General features: G+C 67.0%; 13 protein-coding genes and 1 riboswitch. Of the genes, 4 read left to right on the plus strand and 9 right to left on the minus strand.

The window, feature by feature from the left end; translation table 11 throughout:
- Positions 1–21: 21 nt before the first annotated feature.
- The 3 genes from ABUE31_RS16850 (at position 22) to ABUE31_RS16860 (ending at position 1462) form a co-directional block, all read left to right on the plus strand.
- A complete protein-coding gene (locus tag ABUE31_RS16850) occupies positions 22–681 on the plus strand; it encodes a histidine phosphatase family protein (RefSeq protein ID WP_367724841.1) in 660 nt (219 codons plus the stop codon).
- Between the two features lie 113 nt (positions 682–794).
- The gene (locus tag ABUE31_RS16855; protein WP_367724842.1) at positions 795–1037 is read left to right on the plus strand and encodes a type II toxin-antitoxin system Phd/YefM family antitoxin; all 243 of its coding nucleotides are present in this window, start codon (positions 795–797) and stop codon (positions 1035–1037) included.
- Complete coding sequence (locus ABUE31_RS16860; protein WP_367724843.1) at positions 1037–1462, plus strand: type II toxin-antitoxin system VapC family toxin; 426 nt, start codon at positions 1037–1039, stop codon at positions 1460–1462. The genes ABUE31_RS16855 and ABUE31_RS16860 overlap by 1 nt, the downstream gene beginning before the upstream one ends.
- A 130-nt stretch (positions 1463–1592) precedes the next feature.
- On the opposite strand, the gene ABUE31_RS16865 is transcribed toward ABUE31_RS16860, so the two are convergent.
- The 7 genes from ABUE31_RS16865 to ABUE31_RS16895 all read right to left on the minus strand — a co-directional run bounded on the left by ABUE31_RS16865 (position 1593) and on the right by ABUE31_RS16895 (position 7218).
- Entirely contained in the window at positions 1593–1850 is a 258-nt protein-coding gene (locus ABUE31_RS16865; protein WP_367724844.1) for a YjhX family toxin, read from the minus strand.
- Between the two features lie 256 nt (positions 1851–2106).
- Positions 2107–3111, minus strand: a complete 1005-nt coding sequence (locus tag ABUE31_RS16870) for an ABC transporter substrate-binding protein (RefSeq protein ID WP_437344145.1) — start codon at positions 3109–3111, stop codon at positions 2107–2109.
- Between the two features lie 2 nt (positions 3112–3113).
- Positions 3114–3944 (minus strand): class I SAM-dependent methyltransferase, encoded by an 831-nt coding sequence (locus ABUE31_RS16875; protein WP_367724846.1) that lies wholly within the window; start codon positions 3942–3944, stop codon positions 3114–3116.
- Complete coding sequence (locus ABUE31_RS16880) at positions 3941–4378, minus strand: pseudoazurin (protein WP_367724847.1); 438 nt, start codon at positions 4376–4378, stop codon at positions 3941–3943. The genes ABUE31_RS16875 and ABUE31_RS16880 overlap by 4 nt, the downstream gene beginning before the upstream one ends.
- 10 nt (positions 4379–4388) lie before the next feature.
- Positions 4389–5153 carry an ABC transporter ATP-binding protein gene (locus ABUE31_RS16885; RefSeq protein ID WP_367724848.1) on the minus strand — a complete coding sequence of 255 codons (765 nt, stop codon included), beginning with the start codon at positions 5151–5153 and terminating at the stop codon, positions 4389–4391.
- Positions 5150–6202 carry a FecCD family ABC transporter permease gene (locus tag ABUE31_RS16890; RefSeq protein WP_367724849.1) on the minus strand — a complete coding sequence of 351 codons (1053 nt, stop codon included), beginning with the start codon at positions 6200–6202 and terminating at the stop codon, positions 5150–5152. The genes ABUE31_RS16885 and ABUE31_RS16890 overlap by 4 nt, the downstream gene beginning before the upstream one ends.
- Entirely contained in the window at positions 6199–7218 is a 1020-nt protein-coding gene (locus tag ABUE31_RS16895; RefSeq protein ID WP_367724850.1) for an ABC transporter substrate-binding protein, read from the minus strand. The genes ABUE31_RS16890 and ABUE31_RS16895 overlap by 4 nt, the downstream gene beginning before the upstream one ends.
- Positions 7219–7372: 154 nt before the next feature.
- Positions 7373–7564: riboswitch (cobalamin riboswitch) on the minus strand.
- Positions 7565–7768: 204 nt separating this feature from the next.
- Here ABUE31_RS16895 and zigA point away from each other — a divergent pair.
- Positions 7769–8992, plus strand: coding sequence for a zinc metallochaperone GTPase ZigA (zigA, locus tag ABUE31_RS16900; protein ID WP_367724851.1), 1224 nt, complete (start codon positions 7769–7771; stop codon positions 8990–8992).
- Positions 8993–9235: 243 nt separating this feature from the next.
- Here zigA and ABUE31_RS16905 read toward each other — a convergent pair whose 3' ends face one another.
- Positions 9236–10714, minus strand: coding sequence for an NAD-dependent succinate-semialdehyde dehydrogenase (locus tag ABUE31_RS16905; RefSeq protein ID WP_367724852.1), 1479 nt, complete (start codon positions 10712–10714; stop codon positions 9236–9238).
- Between the two features lie 3 nt (positions 10715–10717).
- Entirely contained in the window at positions 10718–11998 is a 1281-nt protein-coding gene (locus ABUE31_RS16910) for a 4-aminobutyrate--2-oxoglutarate transaminase (protein WP_367724853.1), read from the minus strand.
- Between the last annotated feature and the right edge of the window lie 19 nt (positions 11999–12017).

The raw sequence follows: 12017 nt of genomic DNA on the forward strand, positions 1-12017 counted from the left end.
TGCAAAGCAGCGCCTGAGTTCATGACACGACAATTGCCCACGCTCCTCGTCGTCCGGCACGGGGAGACCCAGTGGAACGTCGCCGGGCGGCTGCAGGGTCGCCTCGACACCCCGCTGACCGTCAACGGCATGCGCCAGGCGCTGGCGGTTGCGGCCAGGCTCGCGCCGGCGGTGGCCGAACTCGAAGATCCTGTCTTCTGGGTCAGTCCGCTCGGCCGCGCGCGGCAGACGGCGTCCATCCTCGCCGACATCTGGTCGATGCCGTTCGCAGCCTTCGCCGAAGATCCAAGGCTCGCCGAACGCAGCTACGGCGCGTGGGAAGGCATGACGCTCGACGAGGTCGAGCAAGACCTGCCGGACCAGCACCGGGGCAACGCCGCCGATCCCTGGTGCTATCGCATGCCCGCGGGAGAAACCCGCACCGAGCATACAGACCGGCTTGCAGGCTGGCTCGCCGCGCTCGATACCGACCGGCCGCATGTGGCGGTCACGCACAGCGGCTGCCTGCGCGCGCTCCGCGGCCTCTATACGGGCGCGGCGCGCGACGTCATCCTCGCCTACCGGGAGCCGCAGACGGCGGCGTTCCTCCTGACCGCCGGCAAGGAAGCCCAACTGGACGCACCGGTTGCCCTGCTGCGGGCGCTCGGCTGCGACGGGGAAGGAAGGACGGTCGCCATATAGCGCTTCGCCAGTTGCCCGGGCGCGGACGGAAGGGCCGCCCCAGTGACGCGACGTACTCTGGAATTTTCAGCCTCAACGCGCTATATGACCATCTACATAGTCAGGAGCGCACCATGAATGCGATCAATCTGGCGGAAGCCAAAGCCCACCTGAGCGAACTGATCGACCGGGTCGAGGCGGGCGATTCGATCGACATCACGCGCCGCGGCAAGCCGGTCGCGCGGCTCACCGCCGTAGCGAGGCCCCGCAAGCCGATCGATGTTGCGCTGCTTCAATCGCTGACGGCCACACTGCCGCCCCAGCCCCAGGGCGCCGCCGACCTCGTGCGGTCGATGCGGGATGGCGACCGCTACTGATGCTCTATCTGGACACGTCGCTGATCGTCGCGGCGCTTTCCAACGAAGCGATGACGGCGCGCGTTCAGGCGTGGCTCGCGGAGCAGGATCCGGCGCAGCTCCTCATCAGTGACTGGAGCGTCACCGAAATATCCTCCGCCATGGCGATCAAGGTGCGGACTGGTCAGATCAACGTGACACAGCGCGCCGATGCGCTCGCAATGTTCAACAAGCTGGTGGCGGAGAGCTTGACCGTGCTGGGCGTGACCGGCGGGCAGTTTCGGGCAGCGGCAAGGTTTGCCGATCAGTACGCGCTCGGGCTTCGCGCCGGGGATGCGCTGCATCTCGCCATCGCGTCGGACCACGGCGCGACGGTCCATACGCTGGACCGTCGGCTGGCCGAGGCCGCGCCTGCGCTCGGCGTGCCGGCGCATCTGCTGGATTGATCATTGCGCACCGAGGCTTGGCTCTCGGGAGACCGGTATGGCATCACCGCACAGTCGCGTGCGCATGACTGTGCGGTGATAACCAACAGTCCCCCCCTTTTAGCGGACGAACGGAGCGGGGAACGGCGCCCTAGCGGTTGTCGAGCTGGGCGCGGACGGAACGGCGGCCCCTGTCGGAAATCCGGTAGGGGCTCGACGCCCTGGATTCGATCAGCCGCTTGCGCCGGAGCTTGGCGAAGACCTCGGTCGTGCAATCGACCAGGACGTGGCCGTCGCGGGTGAAGCAGAGGACGTCGACGATGCGGCCGTTTTCGCCGCGTTGGTGGCGGATGTAGCCGCCCTGTGCGAGCACGTGCAGGACGCGCTGCTCGCTGCGTGAGATGTTCATGGAAAAGCCTGTGAAAAGAAACCACCCGCGCACGATCCAGGCCCCCGGCCGGTGCGGCCGTGGCTGAACGGTGCAGCTAGATGTCTCGATCAACCGAGACGATCAGCGGAAGGTCACAAGCTCCAACATCTACAATCCCTTGTCTGCGCGGATTGGGCAGCGGCGATCTAGCGTCCGAGCACGCATCCCGTCAACAGCACCGACACGATCCGGCGCGCTGCGCGAACTCCAGGGTTGGCGAGGCAGACCAGACCGCTCATTCGGCGAGGCCGAACTCCCGCATCTTGCTGGCCAGAAGCTCGATCCCGTCGATGGTGCGCATGCTGGGATTCATGGCCTCGGCGCGCATCACGAAGTAGCGGCCGGCCTGCACAGAAGGCATCTGGCTGGCGACGGGATCGGTCCTGAGAAACGCCATCTTCGCCTGCGGGTCATCGCCTGGATTGAACCGCCGGTCCATCGCGGCAAGCACGATCACCGCCGGATTTGACTTCGCGATCGTTTCCCAGCTCGCCCACGGCCATTCGTCGTCGGATGCGATCGCGTTGCGGGCAGTCAGCTTCGAGATGATGTAGGCCGGAGCGCCATTGCTGCCGGCGACCGATGCGTCACCCTTCATCTGCGGGCTGGTGAACCAGACCAGCACCGGCACATCGCTGGCCCTCGCCACGCTGGCCACCGCCCTGGCCTCGCGTTCCTTCAACGTGGCGATGAGCGCATTCCCGCGATCGCGAACATCGAATATCTGCGAAAGGTCGCTGATCGCCCGGTAGACCTGCTCCATCGTGAAGGGCTGCACGCGGCGGCCGTTGCCGCCCGACGCATTGTCCTTTCCGGTGCAGTCCATCGGCGCGATGTATGTCTGGATGCCGAGTTCGGCGAACTGATCGCGCGTCCCGACGACGCCATCGGGCCCGACATGCCATTCGAACTCGGACAGGACCAGCGAAGGCCCGGAGGCGACAACGCTCTCGAAGCTCGGCGATTCATCGGCAAGGCGCGGCACCGTCGCGTTCGCCTCGGCATGTTCTTCCCTGACCGGTCCCAGCCAGACGGCGGTCCCGGTCAGACGCTGCCCGAGATCGAGCGCGTAGACAATCTCGTGCATGGCCTGGCCAAGCGAGACGACCTTCTGCGGCGGCTTCTCGAAGGTGAGCGTCCGCCCGCAGTTCTCTATCGTCAACGGGTAGCCTGCATTGCCAGCTATCGCGACTGCGGAGGAGAAAGCGGCCAGGGCCAGCCCGGCCAGAACGGAGCGCATCGTCATGGGGATTTCCTTGGATGGGAAGGACCGTCGGGGCCGGCCGGCTTTTCGGCGACCAGGATGAAGCGGCGGTAGACGAGGGTCCGCATGCGGTTGCGCAGGCCCTGCCCGTGCCTCTGCGCCCGGGCGATGCCGTCATGCGAGCGCTCGCGGATCGAGACGAAGCCGGCGTCGGCCAGGAGCGGCGCCAGGCGATCGAATGTCAGGCCCTGGCTGAAGGGCAGCCGCAACATGATCGCGGCGTGCCTATCACCCATGGCGGCGTCGTAGTACGGGTCCGGCGCCAGGCGCTCCCACAGAGCCAGCACGCGCGCCGCCCAGACACCCGACGGCCGGGGCTTGGTCCAGTCGCCGTCATAGACGATCAGCCTGCCGCCCGGCCGCAGGATGCGGAGCCAGTCCGCAAATGCGCAGGCCGGGTCGGTCAGCGTCCATACCAGGTGCCGGCAGACGATGGCGTGGTAGGCCTCGTCGGGCTCCATCGTGCGACCGGCATCGGCGTTCAGGAACCGCAGGCGCGGCTTCCCGGCGTGCTTTGCGCGCGCCTTCACCAGCATCGCCTCCGAAAAGTCGAGCGCGGTGACGTCATGGCCGAGATCGTGCAGGAGGCGCGTCACCTCGCCGGTGCCGCATGCCAGTTCGAGGATCCGCCGCGGCACGGCTCCCAGCGCTTCCCGCACCGGCGCCGCCCAGGCGTCCGCTTCGCGCCCGGGCGCGATATGGTGTCCGAACGCCAGGTCGAAGGTCTCCGACCGGCGCGACCAGTATTCATGGATCTCGTCGCGCAGGTCGAAGTTGCCAGGCGTCGAAACCGAACCGTCGGCCGTCATTGCGCGAGCCCCGCGCGGGCGATGATCTCTCCGAATCGCCGGCGCGCGCGGGCGGGCACGTCGGCCCTTACGAAATCATCGGGCAAGGCCGCGTCGCCGACGCGGATCACCATCACCATGCCCATGGCGTAGTGCGGCGAGCACTTGATCCCGTAGAAGCCTTCCTGGTCGAGGCTGACCTCGATCTCCTCGTTGAGGTTGCCCTTGAAGCCGGAGCTTTTTTCGGGGAGCATGCCGTCCACGGTGACGGCGTTGTGCCCCCTGCTGCCGTTCAGGAACTTGGCGGTATCGCCAGGCCTCGCGTGGACGAACTCCGGCTCGTAGACCATCGGTCCGGCGGCGCCGCGATTGAGCATCCTGACTTCGTGCATCTCGGCCAAGGCGGACGATGACGCCGACAGCGACAGGAAGAGGGCAAGTATCTGCGAGCGCATGGGTCTCCTTTCAGGAGGCTGGGTGAAAGCGGAAGATCTGCGAGCCGTCTGCCGGATCCACGAGAACGCTTGCGCGGACGCCGAACACCGACCCGATACGCCCGACGGTGAGCACCTCGCGCGGCGCGCCCAGCGCCACCAGCCTGCCGCCGGACAGTACGCCGACGCGGTCGCAGGAAAGCGCCTGGTTGAGATCGTGGAGCGCGACGATGGAGGTGACCGGCAGGGTCGCGACCAGGTGCAGGAGCGACAGCTGGTGCTGTATGTCGAGATGGTTGGTCGGCTCGTCGAGGAGCAGGATCTGCGGCTGCTGGGCGAGCGCGCGGGCCAGGTGCACGCGCTGGCGCTCGCCGCCGGACAGCGTGGTCCACGAGCGCCGCTCGAAACCTCGCATGTCGGTGTCGGCGAGCGCCTGGGCGACGATGCGGTCGTCTTCCTGGGACCATGGCTGCAGCGGCGTGAGCCACGGCGTGCGGCCGAGCTCGACCGCATCCTTCACAGTGATGGCTTCGGTCGTTTCCGACTGCTGCTCCAGGAAGGCGATCCGTCGCGCGACCTCGCGGCGCGGCATCGCGACAAGCGCCTTGCCGGCGACGGCGACGCTGCCGGCGGTCGGCTCGCGGATGCCGGCCAGCAGCTTCATCAACGTCGACTTGCCGGAACCGTTCGGCCCGACCAGGCCGAGCGTTTCGCCCTCGCTGACGGCAAGGTCGACGCCCGACACGATCGGCCTGCCGCGCACCGACCAGCCGAGATTGCGCGCCTCGAGGATCATGGCCGGCGGCGACCGCGAAGGAGGATCAGCGCGAAGGCCGGCGCGCCGACGAGCGCGGTGATGACGCCGATCGGCAGGACCTGGCCCGGAATGACGGTGCGGGAGATGACGTCCGCGGCAATCAGGAAGGCGGCGCCGATGAGGGCGACTGTCGGTCCCAGCCGGCCGTGGCGCACGCCGACCAGGAACCGCGCCGCATGCGGGATGACGAGGCCGACGAAGCCGATCGAGCCGACGATGCTGACCATGACGGCGGTCACCAGTGCGGTCAGACCGATGAGCACGACCTGAACCCGCTTGACGCTGATGCCGAGCGACGACGCGGATTCAGCCCCGAATGCAAAGGCGTCCAGGGCGCGCGCGTACCAGATGCAGGCGAACAGTCCGATCACCGCGATGGGGACGGCCAGCCATACGTCGGGCCAGCGCGCGCCGCTCAGGCTGCCCAGCAGCCAGAACATGACGGCGCGAGCCTGCTCGGCGTTGGCGGACTTGGTGACGACGAAGGAGGTCAGCGCGTTGAAGAGCTGCGAGCCGGCGATGCCGGCGAGGACGATCTGGCCGGTGCCCTGCAGCGTCACGCCGCCGCCGGCGGCGCGCGCCAGCGCCGCGACGAACAGGAAGGCTGCGACGGCGCCCACAAATGCGCCGACCGACATCGAGACGACGCCGGCGCCAAGTCCGGCGACCGTCACCGCGACGGCGCCCGTCGAGGCGCCGGCGGAAATGCCGAGCAGATAGGGATCGGCCAGCGCGTTTCGAAACAGCGACTGAAGCACCATGCCGCAGATCGCCAGCCCGGAACCGCAGCATGCGGCGACGATGGCGCGCGGCAGGCGATAGTTCCAGACGATGCCCATCTCGATCGGATCGACCGCATATGCGGCGCCGAAAATCCTGTTGGCGAGCGTCCGCAGAACCGTCGCGACCGGAATCGGCGTCTCGCCGATGCAGATGCCGGCAAGGATCGCCACGACGACTACGGACAGTCCCAAAGTCCCCCGGCCGAGCCGGGAGACGTAGATGGCTTGGGAATCGGTGAGGCTCACTTCTTCGCCAGCCCGAAATCCTCGAGCGCCTTCGAAAGCACCTCGATGCCGGCCACCGTGCGGATGGTCGCGTCCATCGCATGGGCGTCCATGACGACGATGCGGTTGTTCTTCACGGCGTCCATCTGGCTCGTGACCGGATCGGTCCTCAGAAACTCGAGCTTCCTCTCGTGGTCGTCGGCCGGAAAGCGGCGGCGGTCCATTCTTGCGACGACGATCAGGGTCGGATTGGCCCTGGCGATGGTCTCCCAGCCGACGACCGGCCACTCCTCATCCGATTCGACGACGTTGGCGATCCCGAGCTTGTCCATCATGTAGGCGGGCGCGCCCTTGCTGCCGGCCACGTAGGGATCGATGTCCATCTCCGCGCTGGAGAACCAGAACACCGCCGAGACATCCTCAAGCTTCAGCGCCGAGGCGGCGGCGACGGCCTTCCGCTCGCGCTCGGTCAGGCTGGCGACGAGTTGTTCGCCCCTGTCCCGGATGTCGAAGATCCGCGCCAGTTCGCGCACGCCCTGATGGATTGCCTCGGTCGAGAACAATTCGCTGCGCGTGCCATCGACGCCGACGGTGTTGTCCTTTTTTTCACAGTCGGCCGGCAGGACATAGGTCGGGATGCCGACATCGTGGAACTGCGTGCGGGTGGCGACAATGCCGTCCGGACCGACATGCCAGAGAAACTGCACCGATACGAGTTCAGGCTTTTTCGCGACGACGCTCTCGAAGCTCGGATCGTTGTCGGCGAGCCGCTCGACCCTGTCGTTGATGTCCCTGAACTCAGGCAGGATCTCGTTGAACCAGACCGACGTGCCGGCCACGCTGTCGGCGAGGCCGAGCGAATAGAGCACTTCCGTCGCCGCCTGGCCGACGGCCACCGTCGATGCCGGAGCCTTCTCGAAGGTCAGCGTCTCGCCGCAATTCTCGAGGGTCAGCGGATATAGGGTCGGCTCGGCCGCCGCGACGGTCGTCAGGGCGGCGAGGCTAGCGGCAGCGAATGGCAGGCGCGAGGAAGTCATGACGCGAAGAGCTCCGATCGGTTGCGAACAGGCACCGAAGGAGACGGGGCGGGACGGCAATGATCGTCATCGCGTCCCAACGGACGCAATGCGGCTGCACTCCAGGCGTGGCAAACATCATCGACAACCTCCCCGGACACCCCGCCCGGCGCGTTCAGTTACTAGGGTGTCGGTAGGTCTCCTGACTGACGGGTCTTCGTTCCTCCCGGCCTTCCCAGGTACAAACCCAGTGGCTCGTTCGAGAGGAACTGACCGCCTACAGTTGCGGGGGCAGTTTCGTTTCGCGGCAGGGCCGCGGCGAATTCCCTGTTATTTCCTTGCGGAAACCGACACCCGTTCCTAGCCAATCCCCAGATTCGTGGCAAGCGGCCGCGGACAATTCCGAACCGCACGCTTGTGTTTTGTTATGGTATTACATAACAGTCAAGTGTCGAACGCCCCGGGACACCGGATCGGCCGCCCGACGCCCGCTCCTCCCAAGCGGTACCCGCATCCGGCCCGGACAGCCCCCGCCGGGCCGGATGCCCCCTCAACGCCAACGGAAAGCGCCGTGCCTGAAAACGCCAACCGCCCCGACCGCCTGCCCGTCACCGTGCTCTCCGGCTTCCTGGGAGCCGGCAAGACCACGGTGCTCAACCATGTGCTCAACAACCGCGAAGGCCGCCGTGTCGCGGTGATCGTGAACGACATGAGCGAGGTCAACATCGACGCCCGGCTGGTGGCCGACGGCGGCGCCAATCTGTCCCGTACCGACGAGAAGCTGGTCGAGATGAACAACGGATGCATCTGCTGCACGCTGCGCGACGATCTCCTCGACGAGGTGCGCCGCCTCTCCCGGGAGGGCCGCTTCGACTATCTGCTGATCGAGGGCACCGGCATCGCCGAACCGCTGCCGGTCGCGGCCACCTTCGACTTCCGCGACGAGAACGGCGCAAGCCTGTCGGACGTCGCCCGCCTCGACACGATGGTCACCGTGGTCGACGCGGCGCAGTTGCTGAAGGACTACTCATCGCAGGATTTCCTGCGCGATCGCGGCGAAGTCGCCGGGGATGGCGACGAGCGCGCACTGGTGGACCTGCTGGTCGAACAGATCGAATTCGCCGACGTCGTCGTCATGAACAAGGTGTCGGACGCGTCGCCGCAGGATCTCGATCTGGCGCGAATGATCGTAAGGGCGCTCAATCCCGACGCCGAACTGGTGGAAGCCGATTTCGGGCAGGTGCCGCTGGACAAGGTGCTCGACACCGGCCGCTTCGACTTCGACAGGGCGCAGCAGCATCCTCTCTGGTTCAAGGAACTGAACGGCTTCCGCGACCATGTGCCGGAAACCGAGGAGTACGGCATCCGCTCCTTCGTCTATCGCGAGCGCAGGCCCTTCGACCCGACCAAATTCGATGCCTTCGTCAAAAACGCCTGGCCAGGAGTGGTGCGCGCCAAGGGCTTCTTCTGGCTGGCCACCCGGCCGCACCATGTCGGCGAGATCAGCCAGGCCGGAGCGCTGGTCCGCACCGGCAAGCGCGGCTTGTGGTGGGCTTCCGTTCCAAAAAGCCAGTGGCCGGAGCATCCCGAGTGGAAGGCGGCGATGAAGCCCTATCTCGACCCGGTCTGGGGCGACCGCCGACAGGAAATCGTCTTCATCGGCTGCGACCCGATGGACGAGGGCCGGATCTGCGCCGCGCTCGACGCGTGCCTGGTGCCCGATGGCGACTACATGCCCGGCCGCTGGCGCGCGTTGCCCGACCCGTTTCCAAGCTGGGAAAGGCAGGCGACATGAGCATCAGGTCCCTCCTCGCGCGGCTTTTCCGCCCGCAGAAGCATCGCGGATGCGCATGCCACTCCCGCTTGAACTATCGCCCGGCCGCCCGCGACGCAGGCGCAAGATCGCCGGGCCAGGCTGAGGAGGCCGGCCGAGGCCCGGTCGCCGTCCCGTCATCGAGCGGCGAGAGAGGCCCCGACGGCGAGCGTCGGTTCTGAAGGATCGGCGGCGGCCCTCGGCGGGGCCGCCGCGCGACGGACGTCAAATGCTCAGGCAGAGATACTTCATCTCGACATAGTCATCGATGCCGTATTTCGAGCCTTCGCGGCCCTGGCCCGACTGCTTGATGCCGCCGAATGGCGCGACCTCGGTCGAGATCAGTCCCGTATTGATGCCGACCATGCCGTATTCGAGGGCCTCGGCGACGCGGAAGATCTTGGAGACGTCGCGCGCGTAGAAGTAGGAGGCGAGGCCGAACTCGGTGTTGTTGGCCATCTCGATGACCTCGTCCTCGGTGTCGAACCTGAACAGCGGCGCGACCGGCCCGAACGTCTCTTCCCGCGCCACCTTCATGTCCCGGGTGACGCCGGTCAGCACCGTCGGCTCGAAGAACAGGCCGCCCCTGGCATCCGGCTTGCCGCCGAGCGCGACCGCGGCGCCCTTGGACACGGCGTCGGCGATGTGCTCCTCGACCTTCGCCAGCGCCTTCCGGTCGATGAGCGGCCCGGCGCTGACGCCGGCCTCGAACCCGTCGCCGACCTTCATCGCCGACACCTTCTCGGCGAGCTTCCGCGCAAAGGCGTCATAGACGCCCGACTGCACGTAGAGGCGGTTGGCGCACACGCAGGTCTGGCCGTTGTTGCGGTACTTCGAGATCATCGCGCCCTCGACCGCGGCGTCGATGTCGGCGTCGTCGAAGACGATGAACGGTGCATTGCCGCCGAGTTCGAGCCCGAGCTTCATGATCTGGTCGGCGCCCTGGCGCATCAGGATGCGCCCCACCTCGGTCGAGCCGGTGAAGGTCAGCTTGCGCACCTTCTCGTTCTCGGTGAACTCCTTGCCGATCGAGGGCGAGTCCTTCGAGGTGACGACGTTGAACACGCCGGCGGGCAAGCCGGCCCGCTCCGCTAGGACGGCAAGCGAGAGCGCCGAAAGCGGCGTCTCGGCCGCCGGCTTGGAGATCATCGCGCAGCCCGCCGCCACCGCCGGCGCAAACTTGCGGGCGAGCATGGCGTTCGGGAAGTTCCACGGGGTGATCGCCGCGACCACGCCCACCGGCTGGCGGATGACGATGATCCGCTTGTCGGGCTGATGGCCGGGTATCGTGTCGCCATAGACGCGCTTGGCCTCCTCGCCGAACCACTCGACATAGGAAGCGCCGTAGAGGATCTCGCCCTTGGCCTCGGCGAACGGCTTGCCCATCTCGATGGTCAGGATGGTGGCGAGGTCGTCGGCATTCGCCACCATCAGGTCGTAGAGCTTGCGCAGCACCGCAGCGCGCTCCTTGCCCGTCTTCCTGGCCCAGACCTTCTGCGCCACGTGGGCCGCGTCGATCGCGCGGGACGCCTCGGCCCGGTTCATGTCGGGCAGCACCGCGATGACGTCGCCCGTCGACGGGTTCGTCACCTCGAATGTCTTGCCGGCGTCGCCCGCGGCGATCCAGTCGCCGCCGATCAGCGCCTTGTCGGTGACAAGCGACGGGTCCTTCAGCTTCGACAAAAGCGCGTTCGAAATGCTCATGGTTCAGGCCTCCGCGGCGCAGGCGCGCAGCGTGTCTTCGAGTATGTCGAGCGCCTCGCTGAACACCTCGTCCTGGATGGTGATCGGCGCGAGGAAGCGGATGACGTTTCCGTAGACGCCGCAGGTCAGCAGGATCAGCCCCTTCTCGAGGGCCTTCTCGCGGACCTTGTTGGCGAAGTCGGCATTCGGCGCCTTGCCGCCGGGGATGTTGAACTCGACGGCGTTCATGAAGCCCGGACCGCGAATGTCGGCGATCTGCGGCACCGAGCCGGCGAGCGACTGCAGCCGCTGCTTGAGGCGTGCGCCCAGGCGCTCGGCGCGCGCACACAGGTCCTCATCCGCGATGATGTCGAGCACGGCATTGCCCGCCGCGACGCCGATCGGGTTGCCGCCATAGGTGCCGCCAAGGCCGCCGGGCCCGGGCGCGTCCATGATGTCGGCGCGGCCGGTGACGGCGGCGATCGGGAAGCCGCCGCCGAGCCCCTTCGCCATGGTGGTGATGTCGGCCGCCACGCCATAGTGCTCCATGGCGAACAGCTTGCCGGTGCGGGCGAAGCCGGTCTGCACCTCGTCCGCGATCAGCAGGATGCCGTGCTTGTCGGCGAGTTCGCGCAGCTTGACCATGAACGCCTTGGGCACTTCGTAGAAGCCGCCCTCGCCCTGTACCGGCTCGACGATGAAGGCAGCGACGCGGTTGGGGTCGACGTCGGCCTTGAACAGCTTGTCGAGCACGCCGAGCGAATCCTCGATCGAGGTGCCGTGCAGTTCGACCGGGAACGGCACGTGGAAGACGTCCGGCATCATCGCGCCGAAGCCGGCCTTGTAGGGCTGCACCTTGCCGGTCAGCGTCATTCCCATGAAGGTGCGGCCGTGGAACGCACCGGTAAACGCGACCACCGCCGAGCGTCCGGTCGCCGCGCGCGCAATCTTGACGGCGTTTTCGACCGCTTCGGCACCGGTCGTGACGAAGATCGTCTTCTTCTTGAAGTCGCCCGGGACGACCTTGTTCAGCCGTTCGGCCAGCGTCACGTAGTTCTCGTACGGCACGACCTGGTGGCAGGTGTGGGTGAAGTGGTCGAGCTGGTCCTTGACCGCGGCGATCACCCTGGGGTGGCGGTGCCCGGTGTTGACCACGGCGATGCCGGCCGCGAAATCGATATAGCGGCGTCCCTCGACGTCCCAGAGCTCCGCGTTCTCGGCCCTGTCCGCATAGATCTGCGTGGTCACACCGACGCCGCGAGAAATCGCGTCCTGGCGGCGTGCAGCGATGGCAGCATTTGGCATCCTGGTTCTCCAATCGATG

Origin of the sequence: Mesorhizobium marinum (assembly GCF_040813675.1) — a bacterium.
Lineage (GTDB): Bacteria > Pseudomonadota > Alphaproteobacteria > Rhizobiales > Rhizobiaceae > Mesorhizobium_K > Mesorhizobium_K marinum.